This window comes from Cellulophaga sp. RHA_52 (assembly GCF_007827205.1).
GTDB lineage: Bacteria > Bacteroidota > Bacteroidia > Flavobacteriales > Flavobacteriaceae > Cellulophaga > Cellulophaga lytica.
This window is the reverse complement of sequence record NZ_VIRZ01000001.1, coordinates 2,452,311-2,478,553: the sequence shown is the minus strand read 5'-3', so window position 1 is coordinate 2,478,553 and position 26,243 is coordinate 2,452,311. Positions and strand designations below refer to the sequence as shown.

Here is a 26,243-nt window from a genome sequence, read left to right as displayed (position 1 = left end):
GCCTATGAAAACTATAGACACAATACCTACATCTAAAATACAACGTGCCAGTAAGTTGGTTACTACAGGCGCAAAAGTTGGTGTTAATTACTTAAAATACTACGGAGATAAATTAACAAAAACTGAAATAGAAGCTAAAGAGCGTTTAAATAAAAACAATGCAGAAGATATTTATGATAGTTTAAAACAGCTTAAAGGGAGTGCTTTAAAAGTTGCGCAAATGTTAAGTATGGAAAAAAGTATACTGCCACAAGCGTACGTAGAGAAGTTTTCGTTAGCGCAATTTTCTGTTCCACCATTGTCTGCTCCTTTAGTACAAAAAACATTTAAAAAATATTTTGGCAAAACTCCAAATGAAATTTTTGATACGTTTAATGTTAACTCTGTAAACGCAGCCAGTATAGGACAAGTACATTATGCAGAAGCTAACGGCAAAAAATTAGCCGTAAAAATTCAGTACCCTGGTGTAGCAGACAGCATTTCTACAGATTTAGCTATGGTTAAACCTATAGCTATAAAGATGTTTAATATAAAAGGAAAAGACTCAGATAAATATTTTGCAGAAGTAGAAAACAAGCTTATTGAAGAAACCAATTACCTGTTAGAGATTAAGCAAAGTAAAGAAATGGCTAAAGCCTGTGAGCATATACCAAACTTAAGATTTCCGGAGTATTATGAACAATTTTCATCGGAACGTATTATTACTATGGATTGGATGACTGGCGAGCACTTAAGCGAGTTTACTGCCCATAATACAAACCAAAATAAAGCTAACATAATTGGCCAAGCACTATGGGACTTTTATATGTACCAAATGCACGTACTACGCAAAGTACATGCAGATCCGCACCCAGGTAATTTTTTAATTTCTAAAGAGGGTAATTTAATTGCTTTAGATTTTGGATGTATTAAAGAGGTACCTAGCAATTTTTACACTCCTTATTTTGAACTGGCTAAACCAGAGATTATAAACAATCCTGTTTTATTTTCACAAAAAATGCATCAGTTAGAAATATTAAAAAAAGAAGACTCTAAAGAAGAAGTTGCTTTTTTCTCTGATCTTTTTTATGAAATGTTAAGTTTATTCACAAAACCTTTTCACAATAAAACGTTTGATTTCTCTGACCCTGTTTTCTTTAACCAAATTGCAGAACTTGGCGAAAAATATAGCAAAAGTACAGAGCTACGTAAAATGAACGGAAACAGAGGTTCTAAACACTTTATTTACATAAACAGAACATTTTTTGGACTTTATAACCTAATGTTTGATTTAAAATCTAAAGACATTAAAATAAACAACTATTTATCGCTCTAAAAAAAAATGATAAAATACAGTACAAACAATATAAAAGAACTAGAGCACTTGTATAAAATTAATTTAATAAATAGTGCTACAGGTTACAAATCTGCCAACTTAATTGGCACAAAATCTGTAAAAGGCCAAGAAAATATTGCTGTCTTTAGTTCAGTAATTCACCTTGGGTCTAATCCTGCATTATTAGGTTTTATTTGCAGGCCAACAACAGTACCTAGGCATACTTACAAAAATATAATAGAAACTAAAACATACACAATAAACCACATACACCAAGATATTTTAGAAGATGCACACCATACTTCTGCTAAATATCCAGAAGATGTATCTGAGTTTACTAAAACAAAACTAATACCCGAATATAAAGACAATTGCACTGCTCCATTTTTAAAAGATGCTCCTGTACAATTGCAATTAAAATTTATAGAAGAGTTGCCTATTGCTGCTAATGATACCATTTTAATGATTGGAGAAATTATTAATTTATATGTAAAAGAAAATCTTTTGCAACAAGATGGATTGATAGATTTAGCAAAAGGTAATGTGGCTGCCATTAACGGATTAGATACTTATGCTATACCAAAAACAAATACAAGATTTGAATACCAAAGACCAAAATAACAAATGAAAATACTAGTAACAGGTACAACAGGCTATATAGGCAAAAGATTGGTGCCCCTTTTAATAGAAGAGGGCCACAAAGTTGTATGTGTTGTTAGAGATAAATTAAGAGCAGAAGAATGGTATAGAAACGAACCTTTAATTACTGTTGTTGAAGCTGACTTTTTACAAAAAGATACGCTATCAATAATACCAAAAGATATAGACATAGCTTATTATTTAATTCACTCTATGTCCAATTCCTCAAGTAATTTTAAATCTCTAGAAGAAGAATGTGCTATTAATTTTAAAAATTATATAGAAGAAACAAACACCCAGCAAGTAATTTATTTAAGCGGTATTACCAACGACCCAAAACTATCTATGCACCTATCTTCTAGAAAGTTGGTAGAAGAAACACTTGCATCTAACAAATATGCTCTTACTACATTTAGAGCTGGTATTATTGTGGGATCTGGTAGTTCTTCCTTTGAAATTATTAGAGATTTGGTTGAAAAATTACCCATTATGGTTGCTCCTAAATGGTTAGATACTAAAACACAACCATTAGCTGTTAGAGATGTACTTCTATTTTTATCTAAAGCAATAGTAAAAAAAGAATTATACAATAAAGGCATAGACATTTTTGGCCCAGATGTACTAACTTACAAACAAATGCTATTGCAATTTGCAGAGGTTAGAGGTCTTAAAAGAAGTATAATTACTGTACCTGTAATGACTCCTAAACTATCGTCTTACTGGTTATATTTTGTTACTTCTACATCGTACAAATTAGCAACTACATTGGTAAAAAGTATGGGCGTAGAAATTATTGGGAAACCAAGTGATATTAATTCCATTTTAAATATAAAACCAATTACATACAAAGAAGCTGTACAACTAGCTTTTGAAAAAATAGAACAAAATAGTATTTTATCTAGTTGGAAAGACTCCATTATAAGTAGCGGAAGGCTAAAAGCCAACTTACACAAATATATAAACGTACCAAAATATGGTTGTTTTACAGATTATAAAGAGCGTAAGGTTACTAATAAAACAAAGACTATTAATAAAATTTGGGCTATAGGTGGCCCCACAGGATGGTATTATGGTACTATTTTATGGAAATTTAGAGGCTATTTAGACAAGTTATTTGGCGGCATAGGCTTACGTAGAGGAAGAACTAGCTCTACAGATTTAAGTGCTGGTGATGCTCTTGATTTTTGGCGTGTAATATTTGCAGATAAAGAACAACAAAAATTGTTGTTGTACGCTGAAATGAAGTTACCTGGAGAGGCTTGGTTAGAATTTAAGATTGAAGAAAACATACTTAAACAAACAGCTACATTTAGACCAAGAGGTTTAGCTGGTAGGTTGTACTGGTATAGCGTACTCCCTTTTCATATGTTTATTTTTAATGGAATGATTAACAAATTAGTGGCAAAATGAGCTTAAGCATACAACAAATAGATCGTGTAATAGAAATGGCGTGGGAAGATAGAACCACTTTTGATGCTATTAAATTTCAGTTTGGCTTGTCTGAAAAAGAAGTGATTACATTAATGCGCACAGAAATGAAACCAAGTAGTTTTAAAATGTGGCGCAAACGGGTTCAAGGACGCAAAACAAAGCACGCAAAACTAAGAACATTCGTTAGCGGTCGCTTTAAATGTAGCAGACAAAAGCATATTACCAATAACACTATAAGTAAAAGATATTAAATAAACTGTTTTTTATTAATAATAAGTAGTTTATTGCCATAATTATTATATATTATAATGAGTATAGATACAATAAATTTAGCAAGCATTTCTAACAATATCTCTGTAGAAGATATTGGAGACGATCACTTGTTTACAGGTTTAGAAACACCTTTAAGACCAGATGCTTTTGCATTGTCTGATGAAGAAAAAAAGGAAAAAATAGAAAACCTTTTTGGGCAAATTATGGACGTTATGGGCTTAGATTTAACAGACGATTCTTTGCAAGGAACACCAAAACGTGTTGCAAAAATGTACATTGATGAAATTTTTTGTGGTTTAAACCCTAAAAATAAGCCAAAAATTGCTTTATTTGAAAATAAATACCAATATAACCAAATACTTGTTGAAAAAAACATTACTTTTTACTCTAATTGTGAGCATCATTTTGTTCCAATTATTGGCAAAGCACATGTAGCGTACAAATCTTCTGGCAATGTAATAGGCTTGTCTAAATTAAACAGAATTGTACAATACTACGCTAAAAGACCACAAGTTCAAGAGCGCTTAACCAACCAAATTGGCGTGGAGCTCCAAAAAATATTAAATACAGAAGACGTTGCTGTCATTATAGATGCCAAACATTTATGTGTAGCATCTAGAGGTGTAAAAGATGACACCTCTACAACAGTAACTGCTTTTTATGGTGGTGAGTTTAACAACGCCACAAAAATAACAGAAATACAAAACTATTTAAAACATTAACAATATGGAGATTATAGATAAAGCATTAGAGTTTGAGAAAAGAAAGATGAAGTCATTATCTAACAGCGAAAGAGTTGAAATTTCTCGTGAAGCTAAATCCCTTATTCTTGAGCTTAATACAATTTATAAAGAAAATAAGGACGAAGAAATTATGGATTTAATGAAACGTCTTACTGCAATAAAACGTAAAGTAGAGAAAAGGCTAAATATGCAGCCACTACCATAGTGTAGTTAACAAAAAACACCCTAAAATATTTGTACATAATTGGCAAACTATACTTGTCCAACAGGTATTCCTTTGCTCTAATTTAAAATAATACTAATGAAAACTACTGTTATTGTTGGGGGTAGCAAAGGAATAGGATTTGCTATTACTAAAGAGCTTATTAGCACACAAAAAGTTATTGTTATTAGCAGAACTGCACCAAAGTTAGAGCACCAAAACCTAACACATTTTAGCTGTGATATACTTACAGATAATTTACCAGAAATAGATGCTATAGACAACCTTATTTACTGTCCTGGTAGCATTAATTTAAAACCTATTGGACGTTTAAGTATAGATGACTTTAAGGAAGATTTTGAAATTAATGTTATTGGCGCTGTAAAAACCATTAAACATTATTTAAATATTTTAAAAAATGGTACAAACCCATCTATAGTACTATTTAGTACCGTTGCCACAAAACTTGGTATGCCATACCACGCTAGTATTGCTACCGCAAAATCTGGTGTAGAAGGTTTAGTTAAATCTTTAGGAGCAGAATTAGCACCTACCATACGTGTTAACGCTATTGCACCTACAGTAACTAATACAGATTTAGCTGCTAAATTATTGCGTAATGATAAAATGATTGAAAATATTAAAGAAAGACATCCTTTAAAGCGTTTTTTAGACCCTACAGATGTTGCACATATGGCCAGCTTTTTAATTAGTGAAAAAACACAAAGCATTTCTGGCCAAATACTGGAAGTAGATTGTGGCATTGTAAATTTTAAACTCTAAAATGAAACCATTACTTATGATAACATTACTCACTATATTTTCTTCATGCTCATCTAAACATAAAGCAAAACCCAACACTAGTATTTACAATATTAAAGTAATGGGTTTAGAAGGTAAACCTATTAATTTGGAAGATTACAAAGGTAAAAAGATACTTTTTGTAAACGTTGCCTCTAAATGTGGTTTTACAGGTCAGTATGAAGAATTACAGAAACTTTATGATACCTATAAAAACAATTTAATGATAATTGGTGCACCTTGTAACCAATTTGGCGGTCAAGAATCTGGCACAGAAGAAGAAATTAAAACTTTTTGCCAGAGAAATTATGGTGTTACATTTTTAATGACTGAAAAATTAGAAGTTAAAGGCAGTAACCAACACCCATTATATGCCTGGCTTACTAAAAAAGAGCTTAACGGTAATACAAATACTTCTGTTAAATGGAATTTTCAGAAATATTTAATTGATGAAGACGGGAATTTTGTAGACTACTACTACTCTACTACAAGTCCCTTAAGCAAAAAAATAACAAAACATTTAAAACCATAAATATGTTTGGATTATTTAAAAAGAAATCACCTGTAGAAAAATTACAAGAGCAATACAAAAAACTGATGAAAGAGTACCATGCTCTTTCTGTTAGTAACCGTAGCGCTAGTGATGCTAAATTTGCAGAAGCAGAGGTTATACAAGACAAAATAGCGCTGTTAATGAAAAATGAAAATGAAATTAGCTAAATATATTACTCTATTTTTAATACTAAATTTTAGTGCTTTAGCATTAGGTGTATTGTTAATGGATAACGGAGCGCAATCTAATTGGTACTCACAACTAAATAAAGCTCCTTGGACGCCTCCAGGATGGGTTTTTGGTGCTGCCTGGACCTTCATTATGATTTGTTTTGCAGCTTATTTAGGTTTTTTAGCCAAACAGAGTAAAAACTTTAAGTTTATTTTACTATTTGCCATACAATGGTTTTTAAATGTTGGATGGAATTTTGCCTTTTTTAATCAACATTACATAAGTATAGGTTTAGTACTAATTACAGCATTAACTTTACTAGTAATTTATATGTTTTACAAGTACAAGTCTATAGTTAAAAATATATCAATATTAATTTTACCATATATTATTTGGTTGTGTATAGCTACATCATTAAATGCATATATTTTAATTTATAACTAAATATGAAAATCTATACATTACATAAAAAACAAAAATTACCTATTACTATAGATCAAGCCTGGGAGTTTTTATCTAAACCAGAAAATTTAAAAACAATTACGCCAGATTATATGGGCTTCTTCATTTTATCTGGTGCAGATAGGCCAATGTATCAAGGACAAATAATACAATACATAGTAACACCTGTACTAGGTATAAAAACCAAATGGGTAACAGAAATTACGCATATGGTAAAAAATAAGTATTTTGTAGACGAGCAAAGATTTGGCCCTTATGCGTTATGGCACCATAAACATTTTATTAAGGAAGTAGAAGGTGGTATAGAAATGGAGGATATTATAGATTATAAAGTACCTTTTGGAATATTAGGACAATTAATACATCCTTTTGTAGTAAAACCCAAACTAGAAGAAATTTTTGAATACAGAAAAGAAAAATTAGAGTCCTTATTCGGTATTTTAAAGTAAAAAAAAGTAACACTACTCTAAAAATAGTAGCTCCTTTATTGTTTTTTTTACTATTTTAAATGATAGTACGTAAACTAAAAACTAACCACAACCCTAAATTACCACCAAATGATTGATATTATAAGGCTTATGTTTGAGTTTGGTTCGCTAATTGTTTTTAGTTTACTCCATATTATTATATACCCATCATTTAATTATTTCTCTAAAGAAGAATTAGTAAATTGGTATAGAGATAAGAGAGACCAAATATACTTATTTGCTATACTTTTAGGACCTATACACCTTACTTCTATAATTTTGCAGTTGGTACACAAACAAGACTTATACACCATTGTTAGCTCTATAACTATTTGTGCATTGTGGGTACAACATTACGTAATTATTGAGGCAAACCACGCTATAATAATTAAAGGTGTTGGTTCTTTAGAAAAAGCCAAACGTGCTATAAAAAACAACAACCTAATAAGAATTATTATATTAACATTCTTATTAGGTTGGACTATTTTAAAAACTGTACAGAGTACAAATTTTTGGTTAGTTACAAACTAGTTAAACTCGCGTAATTTTTGCTCCAATAGCTCTTAAACGCTCGTCTATATTTTCATAACCTCGGTCTATTTGTTCTATGTTGTGTATTGTAGAGGTTCCTTTTGCAGATAATGCAGCAATTAACAAAGATACCCCTGCTCTAATATCTGGAGACACCATTGTTGTTGCTTTTAATGTAGATTTAAAATCGTGACCAATAACTGTTGCCCTGTGCGGATCACACAAAATAACTTTTGCTCCCATATCTAGTAATTTATCTACAAAAAACAAACGGCTTTCAAACATTTTTTGGTGTATTAACACTTCACCTCTTGCCTGTGTAGCTACAACTAATATAATACTTAACAAATCTGGTGTTAAGCCTGGCCAAGGTGCATCTGCAATTGTTAAAATAGAACCATCTATATAATTTTGTATTTCATACCCATCTTTATGCTCTGGTATATAAATATCATCACCTTTACGTTCTAGTGTAATACCTAATTTTCTAAATACAGTTGGTATTTGCCCAAGATCATCCCAACTAACATTTTTAATAGTAAGCTCACTTTTTGTCATAGCAGCAAGACCAATCCAGCTACCAATTTCAATCATATCTGGTAACATTCTGTGTTCTGTACCGCCAAGCTCATCTACACCTTCAATAACCAATAAATTAGAGCCTACACCTGTAATTTTTGCCCCCATACGGTTAAGCATTTTACATAGCTGTTGTAAATATGGTTCACAGGCTGCGTTGTATATTGTAGTTGTTCCTTCTGCTAAAACAGCTGCCATTACTATGTTTGCTGTTCCTGTTACAGAGGCTTCATCTAAAAGCATGTAAGTACCTTTTAACTTATCTGCCTCTACTCCGTAAAAATACTCTTCTTTATTGTATCTAAATTTAGCGCCTAGGTTAATAAAACCTTCAAAATGCGTATCTAATCTTCTACGGCCAATTTTATCTCCGCCTGGCTTTGGTATGTATCCTTTTCCAAAACGTGCTAATAACGGCCCAACAAGCATAATAGAACCACGTAAACCACGACCATCTTCCTTAAATTGGTCTGACTGTAAGTAATCTAAATTTACATCATCTGCCTTAAAAGTGTAAGATCCTTTACCTCTTTTCTGGATTTTTACACCCAAATCTTCCAATAAAGCTATAAGTTTATTTACATCTACAATATCTGGTATGTTATTAATTTGCACCTCTTCTGGTGTTAATAATACCGCACATAGTATTTGTAATGCTTCGTTTTTTGCTCCTTGCGGAGTAATTTCTCCTTGCAGACGTTGACCGCCTTCAATTTTAAATGTCCCCATTAAAGACTATATTATTTAGTACCGTTTTTTACCTCGGTTGTTGTTATTTCTCTGATTATTTTTTCCGTTTGTATATCTAGTGTTAGATTTTGCAACCCTATTCTTTAAAAACTGACCACTATCTGTTAGTGTTTCATTTTTTGCTGCTAAATCTATTCTGCCATCACTTAACTCATATAAATGATTAAAAATAGCACTATCATCTACAACATCTTTATTCCAATTTAGGTAGCACTTTTTCATGTGATTAGCAATTGCATACTCTAAACCATCTCTCATATCTCCTTTTTCCCATTCTACAGCAACATCTATCATACGCTTAATGTTATTACCGTAAAATCTGTATTTCGGAAAGTTTTGAGGATATTCTAATGGTTCTGGACGCTCTTGCAACATTTCCTTTGTTGTTATTGGAAAAGGAGATTCTACGTCTAATTTAAAATCTGACATTATAAATAACTGATCCCAAAGCTTATGCTGAAAATCTGGCACATCTCTAAGGTGAGGCTGCAAATTACCCATAACGCTAATTATAGCTTTAGCCACTTTGTTGCGTTCTTCTGCATCTTCTATAGACACTGCGTAGTCTACCATTTTTTGAAAATGACGACCATATTCTGGAATAATGAGCTGGTCTCGCTCAGTATTATACTGTAAGTTTTCTACTAAATTCAAACTAAAAAAGATTTATGCTAATTTATATTCTAAACGTGAAGTTATACGCTTAGGTTCTGCAAAGTACTAAAATAAATAAAACAAACACCATTTATAGGTGGTTTTATAAAGATATTACTCCTTTTATTTTACCAACTTCTTTATATTTTGCTATAACAGCATCCGGATTTTTTAAATTTACAGTTACAGAAACGCTTGTATATTTACCGTTTTTAGACTTTTTAGACTCTATAACTGCTCCTGTATTATTAAAAACTTCTTCTATTTGCTTAAATTTTTCTACATCTGTAGGAATAATAAATTTATACAGGTAATTAGATGGCCAACTGTTGTTTAACTCTAGTTGTTCCTTTAACCTTGCATAAAATTCTTCTGGATTATCCTTGTTCATACTTTATTTTTTACAAATATAATGTAATACTGTATTTTATACTACTTTTTGTGTAGTTCCTATTTTAGTTATCTTTGTAACATTAATTTTGCATATTGAAACCAAAAAAGATAGTTATTACAGGCGGTCCTAGTACAGGAAAAACAACAGTTATTAATAAAATAGATGCTCTTGGGTATACTTGTTTACATGAAATATCTAGAGATGTTACCTTAGCTGCCAGAGAAGAAGGTATTACGCAACTTTTTTTAACTAATCCTTTATTATTTAGTGATAAGTTGTTAGAAGGGCGCATAAAACAATACCAAAATGCCAATGAGCTAAACAAGGATATTGTTTTTCTTGATCGTGGTGTACCAGACGTTGTTGCTTATTTAAACGGAACAGACATTGCTTATGGTGATAATTACAACCAAGCTTGTACAAATACAAAATATGATGTTGTTTTTATATTTCCGCCTTGGGAAGAAATTCACTCTAACGACAATGAAAGGTATGAGGATTTTGAAGAAGCTAAAAGGCTGCATAATTTGTTAGATAAAACATATAGAGATTTTGGCTACACTCCTATTATTGTACCAACAGGTACTGTAGAAGAGCGTACTAATTTTATTTTAAAAACTCTAAATATTAGCTAGTGCATAAGAGTCCGCAAGATATTTTACAACAATACTGGGGCTATGCCAGCTTTAGGGGCTCGCAACAAAAAATAATTACTGCTGTTTTAGAGCAAAAAGATGTTTTAGCTTTATTACCTACCGGAGGAGGAAAATCTGTTTGCTACCAAGTACCCGCTCTATTACAAGAGGGCATTTGCATTGTAGTATCTCCCTTAATTGCTTTAATTGAAGACCAAGTAAATAGCTTAAAAGATAAAGGCATAAAGGCATTGGCACTTACCGGAGGTATTTCTTTTGAAGAGGTAAACAACCTTTTAGATAATTGCGTTTTTGGCAACTACAAATTTTTGTACCTATCACCAGAGCGTTTACAACAAGACTTGGTTAAAGAGCGCTTACAACAAATGAATGTAAACCTCATTGCAATTGATGAGGCACATTGTATTTCTCAATGGGGAAACGATTTTAGGCCTGCATACCAAAATTGTAGTACACTAAGAGACATTTTTCCTATTGTACCAGTTATTGCTTTAACTGCTACAGCTACTAAAAAAGTAGCATTAGATATTACAGAAAATCTTCAGTTTAGAAACTCTTTAACTATAAAAGATTCTTTCTCTAGAGATAATATTACATATAAGGTTTTATGGACAGAGGATAAAATGTACCAATTAAAACAACTTTGTGCACAAACCAATAATAGTGCTATTGTGTATGTTAGAACCAGAAGATTAGCAGAACAAATATCTAACTACCTAAACACAAACGGATTTGCTACTACTTTTTTTCACGGTGGTGTTCCTAAAAAAGATAAAAAAACAGTACTAAATAACTGGCTAAATAATACTACCAAAATTATAGTAGCTACCAATGCTTTTGGTATGGGTATAGATAAACCAGATGTTCGTTTGGTTGTACACTACCAAATTCCAGATAGTATAGAAAATTATTACCAAGAAGCTGGTAGAGCTGGTAGAGACCAACAAGAGTCTAGTGCTATTTTACTTTTAAACAAAGAAGATGAAAACCAGGTTAAACAACAATTTTTAAGTGTTTTACCAAATATTGCTTTTTTAAAACACCTATATAATAAGTTAAACAACTATTTTCAGATATCATATGGTGAGGATACACAAGAGACTTTTCAATTAAACTTTAATAATTTTTGCAATACATATAAGTTAAAAGGAATGCTAACTTATAATGCACTAAAAATATTAGATCAACACTCTGTAATATCATTAGTAGAAAACTACAATAAACAAGCCACTGTACAATTTATAGCTAATAAGCCTACACTTAACCAATACCTAAGTACCCACCACAAACTTGTACCAATTATACAAGCGTTATTAAGAACCTATGGTGGTATTTTTGAGTATCCTATTAAAATTAACACCTCTTTACTAGCTAAAAAAATTACAGTTGATGAGAATACAATTCTTCAAGCATTAGAAAAGCTTCAAAAAGATGAGATTGTAAATTACACTGCACAAAATAGCGATTTAGAACTTACATTTTTAGTTCCTAGAGAAGATGACCAAACAATTAATTCATTCTCTAAAAAAGTAAAAGAATTACAACAGGTTAAAATAAATAATATTGATGCTATACTGCAGTACATTAATAATGATAAAATTTGCAGAAATGTACAACTACTAGCCTATTTTGGTGAAAAAAAAGAAAAATGCGGCAAGTGCGATGTGTGTATTAGTAAAGGCCCCAGCACTAGCAATAGTATTTTAGAGTTCATAACATCAGAAATAATAGATAAACTAAAAAATAACAATTTAAGTTCTAGAGAATTAATACAATTATTGCCTTACAGACAAGAAACAGTTTTAGAAGCTTTACAACTTTTATTAGAAGATAACAAAATAGATATTAACACAGAAAATAAATATACCCTACAATAATATGAGTAATTTACGTATTGTTTTTATGGGAACGCCAGACTTTGCCGTTACCATTTTAAATAGTTTAATACAACACAAATACAATGTGGTTGGTGTAATTACAGCTCCAGACAAGCCAGCTGGGCGTGGTAGAAAAATACACACTTCTGCAGTAAAACAATATGCAGAGAAAAACAACCTTACTATTTTACAACCTACAAACCTAAAGGCCCCTGCTTTTATAGAAGAATTAAAAGCTCTTGAGGCTAACTTACAAATTGTTGTTGCATTTAGGATGTTACCTAAAGTGGTTTGGCAAATGCCTAAATATGGCACATTTAATTTGCACGCTTCTTTATTACCACAATACCGCGGTGCCGCTCCTATTAATTGGGCTATTATAAACGGGGAAACAGAAACTGGTGTTACTACTTTTTTTATAGATGATAAAATTGACACAGGAGAAACTATTCTACATAAAAAAACAAACATTTCTGCTACTGAAAATGCAGGCGCATTGCACGACAAGCTTATGCATTTAGGAGCAGAACTTGTAATAGAAACTGTAGAGTTAATAGAAAAAGAAGAAGTAACTACAAAAAAACAAGAAGAAAATAGCAATTTAAAATTAGCTTACAAGATACATAAAGACACCTGTAAAATAGATTGGACAGCAGATGCCACAAAAACCTACAACTTAATAAGAGGTCTTAGTCCGTATCCTGCAGCTTGGACTACTTTATATAATAATGATAGTAAAATAGATTTAAAAATTTACACAACAGAATTAATAGAAGAAACACATAACCTAAACCCCGGAAAATTAGTTTTTGATAAAAAAACTATAAAAGTAGCCGTACCTAATGGGTACATAAAATTGTTAGAAATACAGCTTTCTGGTAAGCGAAGAATGAAAACTAGCGATGTTTTAAACGGTTTACAATTAAAAGAAACCGCATATTTAGACTAGCTAAGCCCATTTTTAACATAAAAAGACGTAGAAAAAGCCCTACTTTATTAACAAACAGTCTTAGTTATTAACAAAATGATGCATTTCCCTGCAATTTACTTGCGTTAACGTTAAATCCATATAAATTTGTTAGTAGAATATAAGTTATTAAAAACAACAATTAATTTAATTTAATTATGAACAAAACAGAATTAATCGATGCTATGGCAGCTGACGCTGGCATCACTAAAGCAGCAGCAAAAAAAGCATTAGAATCTTTTTTAGGAAACGTAGAAGGATCACTTAAAAAAGGTGACAGAGTTTCTTTAGTTGGTTTTGGATCTTGGTCTGTGACTAGAAGAGAAGCAAGAGACGGTAGAAACCCACAGACTGGTAAAACTATCAAGATTGCAGCTAAAAACGTTGTTAAATTTAAAGCAGGTACTGAGTTAAGCAACTCTGTAAACTAAGCTTTACTTTTGTAAAATATAAAAGCGCTTCTACCTGTAGAAGCGCTTTTTTTGTGTGGTTACCTTTTATATCTCATAAAAATTATTTAATTTAATTGAATAAACACTATAATATGCCAATAAACCAACCACAAAAAGGAAACCTCCTTATAGCAGAACCATCACTAACTGGTGATGTTTCTTTTAATAGGTCTATAGTATTATTAGCAGAACACAATAATGATGGCTCTGTAGGCTTTATTCTAAACAAGCCTTTAGAATATACCATTAATGACCTTGTAGATGATATAAAACCCTCTTTTAGAGTTTATAACGGCGGCCCCGTAGAACAAGACAACCTTTACTTTATACATAAGGTACCAGACCTTATAGAAGGCAGTATAGAAATATCTAATGGTATTTTTTGGGGTGGTGACTTCCAAAAAATTGTTGGTTTAATCAACAACAACATTATTACCCAAAATGATATTCGTTTTTTCTTAGGATATTCTGGTTGGGATTCTATGCAATTAGACTATGAGTTAACGTCAAAATCTTGGATAATTGCCACAAACGAGCACAAAAGTCTAATTTTAGAAAAATGCACCAATAACCTATGGAAAGAAAAAATGGACCAATTAGGAGGTGATTACCTTTTATGGTCTAATGCTCCAGAAAACCCTGCTTTAAACTAAGACAACCTAGCTATTGCATTTAGTTTTCCTAATAAATCTTTAGCAACAGTATTAGCGTATTCTTTTTTCCTGTATTTTGTAATGGATTGTATGCCTGTAATTGCATTTGTTACAAACAACTCATCTGCTTTTTGCAGTTCAAAAGGAGATATAGATGCTTCTTCAAGCGTATAATTCTCTAATTTCTCTAAACTTGCAATTAATTTTTTACGTGTAATACCATTTAAACAACCATCTTTTAGTGGTGGTGTTTTTATTGAATTTCCTTTAACTAAAAACAAATTACCATTTAAAGCCTCTACAACTTGTTTTTGGTTGTTAAGTAACAAACAGTTGTTATAACCATTTTCCTTAGCGTAAATGCTACCTAAAACGTTTATAAGTTTGTTGTTAGACTTTAATGTAGACAATAAACCTGTATTTACATAATGATCTTTAAAAAGCTCTACCTCATAATGCTCATTAGAGTGCACATAAAAAGCATTTTCTAATACTTTTGCTTCTATAATAAAACTAACATTATTAGAATTTGGCAAGTACAAACCTCCATTGTTTCTAAAAACCGTTAATCGTATACGCAAAGCTTCATTTTGTACATTACTAGCTTCAATAGTATTTAAAATTTGTTCTTCTAAATACTCCATTGTAAAATTCATTGGTATTTCCATACGCAAAATACGCATAGAAGCCATTAAGCGTAAATAATGATCTTCCCAAAAATAAATTTTTCCATTTACAACACGTAAACTTTCAAACAATGAGTCGCCATAACGCAATCCTCTGTTTTCTTCATTTAAAAATAAAGTATTGTTTTCTACTAGTTCTCCGTTAAAATTTATCATAAAAAAAGCCTTGAAAAAAATTCAAGGCCAAAGATATTGTTTATTTCATAATTTCTAGGCAGATCCTAAGACTTGTTTTAAACTAGAAATTTGATTTGTCCATAATAATTTACCTTCCTCTACTTCATCTTCCTCAGCAAAGTCAGAAATAAATAAAGACACGTCTGATGTAATATCATCTACCTTAATACGAAGTTCAAAATAACAATCATCATCGTCATCTTCCCAAGCAAAACGAATAAATTCATCACTTTTTTTCTTTAATAAATTAGCAACTTCTTCAGATCCGTCCCAAATAAATGTAAATTTTTCTCCTCTTGAGTTAACGTTGTCTGCAAACCATTCTGATAAGCCAGATGGTGTAGATATATATTGGTAAAGCATTTGTGGTGAGGATTGTATCACAAACTCTAGTTCATAGTTAATTTTATCGCTCATTCTCGTAATGTTTAGAAAAGGCAATATATATATTTCTGTATGATAAAAAAACTAAAACAGCTATAATATTTTTATCAAAATTAATTTTGATAAACAGAAAAAAGATATATATATTTGCACCCGTTAAAAAAAACACCTGGCGAGGTAGCTCAGTTGGTTAGAGCGTCGGATTCATAACCCGGAGGTCACGAGTTCAACTCTCGTTCTCGCTACAACATTAAAAGCGATTTAGTAAAAACTAAATCGCTTTTTTTTATGCTTCCATTTTTTAAGCTTTACTTCTTAAATCATTTTTAAACATATTCTAATTTCATACCTTTATAGTTATTTAATTATATCTTTATTTAGATGAGTAAATTTTCAGAAATTATAAACAAAGAAATTCCTGTTTTAGTAGACTTTTATGCAGAATGGTGCGGGCCTTGCAAAACAATGAGTCCTATTTTAAAACAAGTAAAAGACAATTTACAAGACAAGGTTTCTATTGTTAAAATAGATGTAGATAAAAACCAAAAACTAGCTGCTAAATACCAAGTAAAGGGCGTGCCTACTTTAGTGCTTTTTAAAAACGGCAAACAAGTTTGGAGACAGTCTGGAGTGTTACAAAAAAACGAATTACTATCTATTATTACACAAGCTAACTAATGAACCTTACTGAAGATTATTGGGACAATAGGTATAAAAAAAGCGATATTGGTTGGGATATTGGTGAAATTTCTACACCTTTAAAAAATTATTTTGACCAATTAAAAAATAAAGAAACACGTATTTTAATACCTGGTGGCGGAAATAGTTATGAAGCAGAATACTTGCATAAAAACGGATTTAAAAATATTTATGTAGTTGATGTCTCTAAAACAGCGCTAAATAATTTTAATGCTAGAGTACCTAATTTTCCTAAACAACACCTTCTCCACTCTAACTTTTTTGATTTAGACTTAAATTTTGATTTAATTATAGAACAAACATTTTTCTGTGCTATTAACCCTAAGCTAAGACTAGATTATACTGTAAAAGCACATAGTTTATTACATAAAAACGGAAAAGTAGCCGGTTTACTATTTAATATTCCATTAAATACTAATGAACCACCTTTTGGAGGATCTAAAAATGAATATCTTACGTACTTTAAGCCATATTTTGAAATAAAAACTATGGAAGAAGCATACAACTCTATAAAGCCAAGAGCAGGAAAAGAGTTGTTTTTTATCATTACTAAAAAAGAAAAATAATTGCTTTAAGCAAGAAGTTAATTTTCTTTTAAACTCTAATTTTATAAAATTTCTAAAAGCTTTTAAATAATAAGCTTTTTGTAATAAATGTTACATAGTTTTTAGCATCTGTGTTGTATTTTTATAGTCTAAACTTACAAGCATATGGAGGACATGCTATTTTATGATAGAATGCAGTTTGCGTTTACTATCACATTTCATTATTTATTTCCGCAATTAACAATGGGCTTATCTTTAATGATTGTCTATTTTAAATGGAAATTTCTTAGAACAAATACTCTAAAATATAATGAAGCTGCTAAATTTTGGATGAAAATTTTTGCACTTAACTTTGCTATGGGTGTTGTAACTGGCATACCAATGGAATTTCAGTTTGGCACCAATTGGGCTAAATTTTCTGAGTTAACCGGAGGTATTATTGGTCAGACCTTAGCTATGGAAGGTATGTTTTCTTTCTTTTTAGAATCTTCCTTTTTAGGTCTGTTTTTATTTGGAGAAAAACTTTTAGGACACAAACTACATTTTGTTACTGGCTTTCTTGTTTTTTTAGGTTCTTGGGCAAGCGGATACTTAATTATAGCTACGCACTCTTGGATGCAATATCCTGTAGGATATGAAATATTAGAAAATGGTAAGTTTGTTTTAAACAATTTTGGAGCTCTTTTTTCTAATCCATGGTTGTTACCTTCCTACTTACATAACCAAGCGGCATCTTTGGTAACTTCTTCATTTGTTGTAGCTGCTATAGGAGCTTTTTATCTTTTAAACAATAAACATAATGAGTTTGGCAAACTCTTTTTAAAAACAGGTGTTATTTTTGGTTTAATTTCTAGTTTATTAGTTGCTTTCCCTACAGGAGATTTGGTTGCTAAAAACGTAGCAAAACACCAGCCTGTTACTTTTGCTGCTATGGAAGGTATTTTTGAAACCGAAGATGGAGGTTCTGAAATTGTACTTATTGGTCAACCCAATATGCTAGAAAAAAAATTAGACAATAAAATTGCGGTACCAAACATATTAAGCTTTTTAACATACCAAGACTGGAATGCAGAAATTAAAGGCTTAAATGAGTTTAATAAAGATGTACATCCTACAAATGTACCTGGTCTGTATTACGCTTACCACATAATGGTGGGTTTAGGTACAATTTTTATTGGTTTAATGCTTATAGCTGTTGTACAACTATTTCGCAAAAAACTTTACAAAACAAAATGGATTTTATGGTTTCTTATGTTTATTATACCTTTTCCGTATATAGCTAACACTACCGGTTGGTACACAGCAGAGTTAGGAAGACAACCTTGGCTTGTTTATAATTTACTGCGTACTGCAGATGGGGCTTCGCCAACAGTTTCATCTGGTAATACACTATTCACCTTATTGGGCTTTATTGGCCTATACTTGCTACTTGGCTTGCTATTTTTAATGCTTGCAGGAAAAATTATTAATAAAGGGCCACAACTTAACAACCACTAATTATGGAACTATTTTGGTATATCGTTTTAATGACAATGCTTGCTATTTATGTAATTTTAGATGGTTACGATTTTGGAGCAGGAATTATACACTTATTTTTTGCTAAAAAAGAAAAGGATAAAAAAGCAATTACTAATGCTATTGGTCCTTTTTGGGATGCTAATGAAGTATGGTTAATAGCTTCTGGAGGTGTTTTATTTTTTGCTTTTCCAACATTATATGCATCGTCTTTTAGTGGATTTTATTTGCCATTAATTATAATTTTGTGGTTACTTATTTTTAGAGCAATTGGCTTAGAGCTTAGAGGTCAAATACACAATAAAATTTGGGAAGCCATATGGGATAAAGCTTTTGGTATTGCTAGCTTACTTTTAGCTCTATTTTTTGGTGTAGCTTTGGGTAATATTGTTAGAGGTGTAAATTTAGGTAATGTTGTAGATGGTGTTTCTACACATGAAGCACATTATTTCTTTTTACCTTTATGGAACCCTAGTTTTAGTCCGCACGCAGAAGAATTAGGTATTATAGATTGGTTTACCCTACTATTAGGTATTATTGGTGTAATTGCGCTTACAATACACGGTGCAAACTGGATTATATTTAAAACTAATTCTGATATCAATGAAAAACTAAAAAAAGTAATTTTTAATTTAAATATTGTTTTAGTAGTACTTGTAATACTATCATTACTGGTTTGGCATATAATAGAGCCACATCCTTTTCACAACTTTATAGATATGCCTTGGTTGTGGATTTTTCCAATAATAACATTTACAGGTTTATTTGGCTTATTTAAAGTAAAATCTTTTAAAAAGCACGGACTGGGCTTTTTATTTTCTACCTTATTTTTATTTGGCGGACTTACATCTACCGTAGCTTCAATTTTTCCTAAAGTTTTGCCATCTACAAACTCTATAAATCCAGACTTAACACTCTACAATGTTGCTGCAGATGAATACGGACTCTCTGTTGGTGTTTATTGGTTTGCTATTGCAGTTGTACTAGTTGCTATTTATATGGTTATACAATACAAGGTTTTTAAAGGAAAAATGGATAATGTAGGCTACGGGGAACATTAAAAAAACTACAAATAATTAAACCTCTAAAAACCAAATAACTACAATATTTTAATTATAAATAAACTTTTAAGTACGTTTTTTAGCTACAATTAATTGCAATTATTGTTTACATTTGTAGCATTATGATTTTTATTGCTACAAACATTCGCCATTTAAGAAGCTTAAAAGGTGTTACACAACAAAGCTTAGCCATAGACTTAGGTATAACAAGAGCCCGTGTAAGTTCTTATGAAGAAGGTCGTTCTGCTCCTACTATTGAGACTCTTATACAACTGTCTGATTATTTTAAGTTACCCATAGATGTCTTAGTACGTAATGATCTAAGCAAAGCTACAGATGCATCTTTTATAGAAATTGGCAACCAGCGTGTACTTTTTCCTATACAAGTAGACGATAGTAATGACAATTTAATAGAAATTGTACCTGTTGCTGCTTCTGCTGGCTATTTAGCTGGCTATGATGATCCTGAGTATATAGAGCAATTATCTAAAATTAAACTTCCTTTTTTACCCACAGGTAAACACAGAGCTTTTCCTATTAAGGGCGACTCTATGCTGCCTATGAAAAATGGCGCATTTGTAATTGGCAAGTTTATAGAAGACAGAAGAGATATTACCAGTGGTAAAACATATGTTTTAGTTACACTTAATGATGGTATGGTTTACAAAAGAGTTTATAATCAAATTGAAAAAAACAATACTCTAAAATTAGTATCAGACAACAACGCATATGAGCCTTATGAAGTAGCTATTGATGAAGTGTTAGAGATTTGGGAATTTACCTGTAGTATTAACACTCAAGAATATACAGAAGATGAACTTAAAATAAGTAGCATAATTACAATGTTTAATACACTTGGTGTAGAGTTAAAAGCATTAGAAAAATCTTTAAAATGATGTACACAATTATTGATGTAGAAACTACCGGCCAAACTAATAAAATTACCGAAATTTCTATATTTAAGTTTGATGGTGATAAGGTTGTAGATGAGTTTACGTCTTTAGTAAATCCAGAAGATGTAATTCCTTACTACATTACTACACTAACAGGTATAGACAACGCTATGGTTGCAAACGCTCCTACCTTTGCAGAAATTGCCCAACAAGTATTAGATATTACAGAAGACACCATTTTTGTAGCTCATAACGTAAATTTTGATTATAATGTTATACGTAACGAGTTTAAAGCTGTAGACAAAGATTTTAGACGTAAAAAATTATGCACAGTAAGACTTTCTCGTAAGCTATTACCTGGACATAACTCCTATAGTTTAGGCAAACTATGCAAAGATTTAGACATTGCTATAGAAGGCAGACACAGAGCCAGAGGTGATGCCGAAGCTACTGTAACTTTATTTAAGATTTTAGTTAATAAAGAAGGTTCTGAAACTGTTTTTAATAGCTTTCTAAAAAAGACATCAAAAGAAGGTACATTGCCATCTCATTTACCAACAGAAGTTTTTAATAAAATACCTAATACACCTGGTATTTATTACTTTAAAAACAAAAAAGGTAAAATTATATACATAGGTAAAGCTGTTGATTTAAAAAAAAGAGTGCTTTCTCATTTTTACAGCAAAACACAGAAATCTTTAGATATGTGTAGAGAAACAGCTGATATAGATTTTGAACTTTCTGGTAGTGAGCTTGTTGCTTTACTAATGGAGGATGCTGCTATAAAACAACATTACCCAGAGTATAACCAGCTAGCAAAAAGAACCCTTAAAAACTATGCTGTTTTTAGCTATACAGACCGTAAAGGAATAATACATTTAGCTTACAACTCCGTAAAAAACAGTCCTAATCCCTTAAAAATTTTTTCTAATGTAAGGCAATGTAGAGCTTATGTAGAAGAGCTGTGTTTTTTATTTAATTTGTGCCCTAAATACTGTCATCTACAAGAAGGTGTACAAGCCTGCAACCACCATAAAATTAGTGCTTGCAATGGTATTTGTAGACAAAATGAAACTCCAGAAGAGTATAACTTAAGAGTAGACAAAGCCATACAACATATTAAAGATGTAGCTAAAATAAAAGTACTTAAAGAAAAAGGTAGAACCGAAGATGAAGAAGCGTTTGTATTATTAAAAAATGGCAGTTATATGGGATATGGTTTTATAAGTAAAACTGAAATTATTACAAACAATGAACAGTTAGAAAACTACTTAATACCACAAAAAGACAACTTAGATATTCAAAAAATATTACGTGGTTTTACAAATAAAAAAATAGTATAAATTAATTACCGTCTACATATACCCAGTGTCCGTTTTCTTTGCAAAAATTAGACGTTTCATGTAAAATAATGATGCTAGAATCTTCCATATAGTATGCTTTAAACTCTACTATACCTGTATTATCAGTTTTTGTTCCTTTATCTATATCTAACACAGATAATTTTATCCAATGTACAGAGTTTGTCCATTTTTCTATTTCATTACGCTCCCTTTTTTTTGGTCTAGTTTTGCTGTAATGACTTTTGTATAAATAATCCATATTAGCCAATACAAACGCACTGTACCTAGAACGCATTAACTGCTCCGCTGTTTCTACATTTGTAATATCTAAATGGGCCTTTTTACAACAATTTTCATAAAGTTGAGTAGGTGTACAAGGACATTGCATATTTTTTTGGGGTATTTACAGTAAACAACTGATAATTAAGCCCTAAAAGTAATAAATTGTTTTTACAATTATAATATAACTAATATTTTTTAATTAAACTAAATAATTAAAAAAAGGAAGAATTAAGAAGTATTTTATCGAAAAAAAGTAAAAAGAAAAACATTTATTACCTACTATAATTGTTAATTTCATTAAAATAGTTATTTTTAGAATATTCTATTCCCCCAAGAAATAGCAATAACGCTTAATTAGCTTATAAATTAATTTAGAATGCATAACGCAATTGAAAAAAATCCTAAAATTAAAAATACGTTAGACCGTATAAATAACGTGGCACGTATTGGTATTTGGGAGCTTAACCTAGAAACCAAAGATTATACTTTGGATAAAATTACAAGTGACATTTTAGATTTAAAAGATAGAAATAAAATAAACTTAAAAGAGACCATTACTCTTTTTACAGATAAAGTACATAGAAAAAATATTAAAGAAGGTATGACTAACCTCATTACCAATGGTGTTAGTTTTGATAAAGAGGTTGCTTTAGAAACAGTTACAGGAAAAAAAATATGGGCTCGTAAAATTGGGCTTGCAGATAAAAAAAATGGTGTTGTAACTCGTGTTTACGGTATTTTTCAGGAAATTACAGAAGCAAAAAAAACAGAACAACAATTACACTCTGTTAACAGTGAATTAAAATCTATAATAAACTCTAGTGCCGTTTCTATTGTTTCTATTGACAAACAAGGAGGTGTTATGCAGTTTAACTCTGGTGCAGAAAAACTTTTAGGATTTTCTGCTAGTGAAGTAATTGGAAACTTACCTCCTACTTCAATTCTTTTAAAAGAAGAGTTAGCCAACTTTAGTAAAGAATTTGCTTCTAAATTTGGAAAAGAACATATAAAAAATTACAATCCTTTTTATGAATTAGGAATACAAGATATTAAAGATACAAGAGAATGGACATTTCGTAAAAAAAATGGAACTCTTTTTCCTGTAGAACTTTCCCTAACTCCACTTAAAAATGATTTAGATGAATACCTGGGTATTTTGGGTATTTTTTACGATATAACAGACCGTAAAAAAGCAGAAGCTGAACTCCTTAAAAAAAATCAGCTTTTAAGCTACGCAGAACAAATTACCATGATGGGGAATTGGAGCTGGAATATGGTAAATAATGACATTACTTGGTCTGCCAATATGTATAATATTTTTGGTAGAGACCCAAATACATTAAAAAATGTAACTTTTGACACGTATTTTAATCATATTCATCCAGAAGACCGCAAAGAGGTTTCTAACTTTATTGATATAACTGTAAAAGAAGGTAAGTTTACAGATGTTTTACACCGTATTGTATTAGAAGATGGTACTACAAAAACGGTACATTTATTAGGAGAACTTATTACCAATGAGTTAGGAGAACCCATAGAAATGATGGGAACCTGCCAAGATGTAACGCAGTTACGTATGGCAGAATTAAAGTTTAGAGGACTGTTAGAATCTGCACCAGATGCAATGCTAATTGTAAATGAGGAAGGTTGTATACAAATTAGTAATAAACAGGCCGAAAAGTTGTTTGGCTACTCATCTCTAGAATTAAAAAATAAACCTGTAGAACTTCTTATACCAGAGAAGTTTATGCATACATATAAAACCAATAATAATAACTTTTTTACAACTATTAAAACTAGTGAAGCAGAAAAAAGTGAAGATTTATATGCATTACATAAAAATGGAGAAAAAATACCAATTCAAATAAGTTTATCTCCCTTAGAGACAGAAGAAGGTTTACTTATTTCTGTTGCCATAAGAGATATTACAGAGCAAAAACACGCAGAGTATAAAATATTAAAAGCCAAAGAAAGACTTGAAGTTTTAACCGATAACCTATTAAATAAAAACAGACAGCTAGCAGATTTTGCGCATATAACATCACATAACTTAAGAGCTCCAGTAAGTAATTTAAACTCTCTTTTAGGTTTTTATAATAGCGCTACAGATGAAGAGGATAAAGCAGAGATTTTTAGCAAGTTTGAAATTGTTATTGGCCATTTAACAGAAACATTAGACACACTTGTAGAAGCCTTAAAGACTTCTAATGGAGCACCAACCGAGCTTAAAAAATTAAAATTTGAAGACATTTTAAATAAAACTAAGGAAATTTTAACTGGTGAAATAGAAGCTACAAACGCAACAATAGTTAGCGATTTCTCTTCTGTAAATACAGTACTATATAGCAAGTTATATTTAGAAAGTATTTTTTTAAACCTAATTAGTAACGCAATTAAATATAAATCACCAGATAGAGACCCTGTAATAGAGATAAAAACAACTTTAATAAAAAACAGAATAACCTTAACCATAAAAGATAATGGCTTAGGTATAGACTTAGAAAAACACGGCCACAAATTATTTGGCTTAAACAAAGTTTTTCATAGACATCCAGAAGCAAAAGGTATAGGCTTATTTATGACCAAAGTACAAATAGAATCTCTTGGCGGCTCAATTAGCGCTAAAAGCCACGTTAATAAAGGAACAACCTTTATAGTAACCCTAAACTAAAAAATTATGAAAAACCATTTTAACGTATGTATTATTGATGATGATGATATCTATCAATTTACAATAGTGAAAACAATTAAAGCATTAGGCTTGGCAAAAAAAATTATGGTTTTTTCTGATGGAGAAGAAGCAAAAGATTTTATGCTAGATAACATTAAAAATAATTATGAACTTCCCGATGTTATTTTTTTAGATAACAATATGCCCATAATGGATGGTTTTCAATTTATGGAAGAATACGTAAAATTTAAACCTCAATTAGACAAAAAAATTACGGTTTATATGGTTTCATCTTCTGTAGACCCTGTAGATATAGAACGTGCTAATAATGTATCTGAAATTAATGGTTACATTATTAAACCTATAAAACCAGGACAATTAAAATCTATTATAGAAAACTTAAATGCTTAAAAAGTAAAAAGACCGTTATATTACGGTCTTTTTACTTTTTAAGTATACTATAGTGTTTGCAAACACTCTAAAACATTAGTTTCTATCCTTTTTTGAATATTTGAGATGTCTGCTTTAACAAAAGTTTCTCCTGTTATATTTTCATATAACTCTATATACCTCTCAGACACAGACGCTATATACTCATCTGTCATTTCTGGCAATGTTTGCCCTTCTAACCCTTGAAAATTATTGCTTATTAGCCATTGGCGTACAAACTCTTTAGACAATTGTTTTTGTGGCTCTCCTTTTTCTTGTCTTTCTTTATAACCATCTGCATAAAAATAACGAGAAGAATCTGGAGTATGTATTTCATCAATCAAAACAATTTTACCGTCTTTAGTTTTACCAAATTCATACTTAGTATCTACTAAAATTAAACCTCGTTTTGCTGCTATTTCTGTTCCTCTTTTAAATAAAGCAAAAGTGTAATCTTCTAACTGCTTATAATCGGTTTCAGAAACTATACCTCGTTTTATAATATCTTCTCTAGAAATATCCTCGTCGTGGTCTCCCATTTCTGCTTTAGTAGCAGGTGTTATAATTGGAGAAGGAAATTTATCATTTTCCTTTAATCCCTCTGGCATAGGCACACCACAAAGCATTCTTTTTCCCGCTTTGTATTCTCTAGCTGCGTGTCCAGACATATACCCACGTATAACCATTTCTACCTTAAAAGGCTCACAAGCGTGACCAATAGCTACATTTGCATCTGGTGTTTTTAATAACCAATTAGGAACAATATCTGCTGTATCATTCATCATTTTTGTAGCTATCTGGTTTAGTATTTGCCCTTTATATGGTATTCCTTTAGGCATAACCACATCAAATGCAGAAAGTCTGTCTGTTGCTACCATTACCATAATATCATCCTCTAAACGATATACTTCTCTAACCTTACCTTTGTAAACGTTTACTTGTTTAGGAAATTTAAAATTGGTATCTGTAATTGTATTCATTAGTGCTT

Annotated in this window: 32 protein-coding genes and 1 tRNA gene; 26 read left to right on the top strand and 7 right to left on the bottom strand. The window is 31.0% G+C overall.

Annotated features, from left to right (window positions below; all coding sequences use genetic code 11):
* The first annotated feature begins 4 nt into the window (after positions 1–4).
* From JM80_RS11005 to JM80_RS10950, 12 genes are all read left to right on the top strand, one after another.
* Positions 5–1,315, top strand: a complete 1,311-nt coding sequence (locus JM80_RS11005) for an AarF/ABC1/UbiB kinase family protein (protein ID WP_144710101.1) — start codon at positions 5–7, stop codon at positions 1,313–1,315.
* Positions 1,316–1,321: 6 nt separating this feature from the next.
* Positions 1,322–1,936 (top strand): flavin reductase family protein, encoded by a 615-nt coding sequence (locus JM80_RS11000; protein ID WP_144710099.1) that lies wholly within the window; start codon positions 1,322–1,324, stop codon positions 1,934–1,936.
* Between the two features lie 3 nt (positions 1,937–1,939).
* Positions 1,940–3,364 carry an SDR family oxidoreductase gene (locus tag JM80_RS10995; RefSeq protein ID WP_144710097.1) on the top strand — a complete coding sequence of 475 codons (1,425 nt, stop codon included), beginning with the start codon at positions 1,940–1,942 and terminating at the stop codon, positions 3,362–3,364.
* Positions 3,361–3,636, top strand: a complete 276-nt coding sequence (locus tag JM80_RS10990; RefSeq protein WP_013622725.1) for a TIGR03643 family protein — start codon at positions 3,361–3,363, stop codon at positions 3,634–3,636. Before JM80_RS10995 ends, JM80_RS10990 begins: the two co-directional genes overlap by 4 nt.
* A gap of 57 nt (positions 3,637–3,693) precedes the next feature.
* Positions 3,694–4,380: a GTP cyclohydrolase I FolE gene (folE, locus tag JM80_RS10985; RefSeq protein WP_013622726.1), complete on the top strand. Its 687-nt coding sequence runs from the start codon at positions 3,694–3,696 to the stop codon at positions 4,378–4,380.
* Between the two features lie 4 nt (positions 4,381–4,384).
* Complete coding sequence (locus JM80_RS10980; protein WP_013622727.1) at positions 4,385–4,606, top strand: hypothetical protein; 222 nt, start codon at positions 4,385–4,387, stop codon at positions 4,604–4,606.
* 96 nt (positions 4,607–4,702) lie between these two features.
* Positions 4,703–5,386 (top strand): SDR family NAD(P)-dependent oxidoreductase, encoded by a 684-nt coding sequence (locus tag JM80_RS10975; RefSeq protein WP_013622728.1) that lies wholly within the window; start codon positions 4,703–4,705, stop codon positions 5,384–5,386.
* Positions 5,387–5,402: 16 nt separating this feature from the next.
* Positions 5,403–5,936: a glutathione peroxidase gene (locus JM80_RS10970; RefSeq protein ID WP_051456081.1), complete on the top strand. Its 534-nt coding sequence runs from the start codon at positions 5,403–5,405 to the stop codon at positions 5,934–5,936.
* A 2-nt stretch (positions 5,937–5,938) separates the two neighbouring features.
* Positions 5,939–6,124, top strand: a complete 186-nt coding sequence (locus JM80_RS10965; protein ID WP_013622730.1) for a Lacal_2735 family protein — start codon at positions 5,939–5,941, stop codon at positions 6,122–6,124.
* On the top strand, positions 6,105–6,572 hold the full coding sequence (locus JM80_RS10960) for a TspO/MBR family protein (protein ID WP_370511815.1): 468 nt from the start codon (positions 6,105–6,107) through the stop codon (positions 6,570–6,572). Before JM80_RS10965 ends, JM80_RS10960 begins: the two co-directional genes overlap by 20 nt.
* Before the next feature lie 2 nt (positions 6,573–6,574).
* Positions 6,575–7,039, top strand: coding sequence for an SRPBCC family protein (locus JM80_RS10955; RefSeq protein WP_144710095.1), 465 nt, complete (start codon positions 6,575–6,577; stop codon positions 7,037–7,039).
* 108 nt (positions 7,040–7,147) lie between these two features.
* The gene (locus JM80_RS10950) at positions 7,148–7,588 is read left to right on the top strand and encodes a hypothetical protein (RefSeq protein ID WP_013622733.1); all 441 of its coding nucleotides are present in this window, start codon (positions 7,148–7,150) and stop codon (positions 7,586–7,588) included.
* On the opposite strand, the gene murA is transcribed toward JM80_RS10950, so the two are convergent.
* The 3 genes from murA to JM80_RS10935 all read right to left on the bottom strand — a co-directional run bounded on the left by murA (position 7,589) and on the right by JM80_RS10935 (position 9,962).
* Positions 7,589–8,896 carry a UDP-N-acetylglucosamine 1-carboxyvinyltransferase gene (gene murA, locus JM80_RS10945; RefSeq protein WP_013622734.1) on the bottom strand — a complete coding sequence of 436 codons (1,308 nt, stop codon included), beginning with the start codon at positions 8,894–8,896 and terminating at the stop codon, positions 7,589–7,591.
* 15 nt (positions 8,897–8,911) lie between these two features.
* Positions 8,912–9,571 carry a DUF4290 domain-containing protein gene (locus tag JM80_RS10940; RefSeq protein WP_034645409.1) on the bottom strand — a complete coding sequence of 220 codons (660 nt, stop codon included), beginning with the start codon at positions 9,569–9,571 and terminating at the stop codon, positions 8,912–8,914.
* A 103-nt stretch (positions 9,572–9,674) separates the two neighbouring features.
* Positions 9,675–9,962, bottom strand: a complete 288-nt coding sequence (locus JM80_RS10935; protein ID WP_013622736.1) for a DUF493 family protein — start codon at positions 9,960–9,962, stop codon at positions 9,675–9,677.
* A 95-nt stretch (positions 9,963–10,057) separates the two neighbouring features.
* On the opposite strand from JM80_RS10935, the gene JM80_RS10930 reads away from it, so the two are divergent.
* The 5 genes from JM80_RS10930 to JM80_RS10910 all read left to right on the top strand — a co-directional run bounded on the left by JM80_RS10930 (position 10,058) and on the right by JM80_RS10910 (position 14,570).
* Complete coding sequence (locus JM80_RS10930; protein WP_013622737.1) at positions 10,058–10,600, top strand: AAA family ATPase; 543 nt, start codon at positions 10,058–10,060, stop codon at positions 10,598–10,600.
* Complete coding sequence (locus JM80_RS10925) at positions 10,600–12,498, top strand: ATP-dependent DNA helicase RecQ (protein ID WP_144710093.1); 1,899 nt, start codon at positions 10,600–10,602, stop codon at positions 12,496–12,498. Before JM80_RS10930 ends, JM80_RS10925 begins: the two co-directional genes overlap by 1 nt.
* 1 nt (position 12,499) lies before the next feature.
* Complete coding sequence (gene fmt / locus JM80_RS10920; RefSeq protein WP_144710091.1) at positions 12,500–13,447, top strand: methionyl-tRNA formyltransferase; 948 nt, start codon at positions 12,500–12,502, stop codon at positions 13,445–13,447.
* 176 nt (positions 13,448–13,623) lie between these two features.
* A complete protein-coding gene (locus JM80_RS10915) occupies positions 13,624–13,896 on the top strand; it encodes an HU family DNA-binding protein (RefSeq protein ID WP_013622740.1) in 273 nt (90 codons plus the stop codon).
* Positions 13,897–14,009: 113 nt separating this feature from the next.
* A complete protein-coding gene (locus tag JM80_RS10910) occupies positions 14,010–14,570 on the top strand; it encodes a YqgE/AlgH family protein (protein ID WP_013622741.1) in 561 nt (186 codons plus the stop codon).
* Here the strand turns inward: JM80_RS10910 and JM80_RS10905 are convergent.
* Complete coding sequence (locus JM80_RS10905) at positions 14,567–15,412, bottom strand: aminotransferase class IV (RefSeq protein ID WP_144710089.1); 846 nt, start codon at positions 15,410–15,412, stop codon at positions 14,567–14,569. The two genes, JM80_RS10910 and JM80_RS10905, sit on opposite strands and share 4 nt — an antisense overlap.
* A 54-nt stretch (positions 15,413–15,466) precedes the next feature.
* Entirely contained in the window at positions 15,467–15,850 is a 384-nt protein-coding gene (locus tag JM80_RS10900) for an START-like domain-containing protein (protein WP_013622743.1), read from the bottom strand.
* Positions 15,851–15,988: 138 nt separating this feature from the next.
* Between JM80_RS10900 and JM80_RS10895 the strand changes: the two genes are divergently transcribed.
* The 7 genes from JM80_RS10895 to JM80_RS10865 all read left to right on the top strand — a co-directional run bounded on the left by JM80_RS10895 (position 15,989) and on the right by JM80_RS10865 (position 21,873).
* A tRNA-Met gene (locus tag JM80_RS10895) sits at positions 15,989–16,062 on the top strand.
* A 136-nt stretch (positions 16,063–16,198) separates the two neighbouring features.
* Complete coding sequence (gene trxA, locus JM80_RS10890; RefSeq protein WP_144710087.1) at positions 16,199–16,495, top strand: thioredoxin; 297 nt, start codon at positions 16,199–16,201, stop codon at positions 16,493–16,495.
* Positions 16,495–17,082 (top strand): methyltransferase domain-containing protein, encoded by a 588-nt coding sequence (locus JM80_RS10885; protein WP_034645399.1) that lies wholly within the window; start codon positions 16,495–16,497, stop codon positions 17,080–17,082. The genes trxA and JM80_RS10885 overlap by 1 nt, the downstream gene beginning before the upstream one ends.
* 144 nt (positions 17,083–17,226) lie before the next feature.
* Positions 17,227–18,558: a cytochrome ubiquinol oxidase subunit I gene (locus tag JM80_RS10880; protein WP_144710085.1), complete on the top strand. Its 1,332-nt coding sequence runs from the start codon at positions 17,227–17,229 to the stop codon at positions 18,556–18,558.
* Between the two features lie 2 nt (positions 18,559–18,560).
* Positions 18,561–19,637 (top strand): cytochrome d ubiquinol oxidase subunit II, encoded by a 1,077-nt coding sequence (gene cydB / locus JM80_RS10875; protein ID WP_144710083.1) that lies wholly within the window; start codon positions 18,561–18,563, stop codon positions 19,635–19,637.
* A gap of 122 nt (positions 19,638–19,759) precedes the next feature.
* Entirely contained in the window at positions 19,760–20,533 is a 774-nt protein-coding gene (locus JM80_RS10870; RefSeq protein WP_013622751.1) for a LexA family transcriptional regulator, read from the top strand.
* Entirely contained in the window at positions 20,530–21,873 is a 1,344-nt protein-coding gene (locus JM80_RS10865) for an exonuclease domain-containing protein (RefSeq protein WP_144710081.1), read from the top strand. The genes JM80_RS10870 and JM80_RS10865 overlap by 4 nt, the downstream gene beginning before the upstream one ends.
* Position 21,874: 1 nt before the next feature.
* Here JM80_RS10865 and JM80_RS10860 read toward each other — a convergent pair whose 3' ends face one another.
* A complete protein-coding gene (locus tag JM80_RS10860) occupies positions 21,875–22,261 on the bottom strand; it encodes a YchJ family protein (RefSeq protein ID WP_089119213.1) in 387 nt (128 codons plus the stop codon).
* Positions 22,262–22,531: 270 nt separating this feature from the next.
* On the opposite strand from JM80_RS10860, the gene JM80_RS10855 reads away from it, so the two are divergent.
* Both JM80_RS10855 and JM80_RS10850 read left to right on the top strand, forming a co-directional pair.
* Complete coding sequence (locus tag JM80_RS10855) at positions 22,532–24,826, top strand: PAS domain S-box protein (RefSeq protein ID WP_144710079.1); 2,295 nt, start codon at positions 22,532–22,534, stop codon at positions 24,824–24,826.
* A 6-nt stretch (positions 24,827–24,832) separates the two neighbouring features.
* Entirely contained in the window at positions 24,833–25,237 is a 405-nt protein-coding gene (locus JM80_RS10850) for a response regulator (protein WP_013622755.1), read from the top strand.
* Between the two features lie 47 nt (positions 25,238–25,284).
* Here JM80_RS10850 and JM80_RS10845 read toward each other — a convergent pair whose 3' ends face one another.
* On the bottom strand, positions 25,285–26,235 hold the full coding sequence (locus JM80_RS10845) for a phosphoribosylaminoimidazolesuccinocarboxamide synthase (protein ID WP_034645384.1): 951 nt from the start codon (positions 26,233–26,235) through the stop codon (positions 25,285–25,287).
* Between the last annotated feature and the right edge of the window lie 8 nt (positions 26,236–26,243).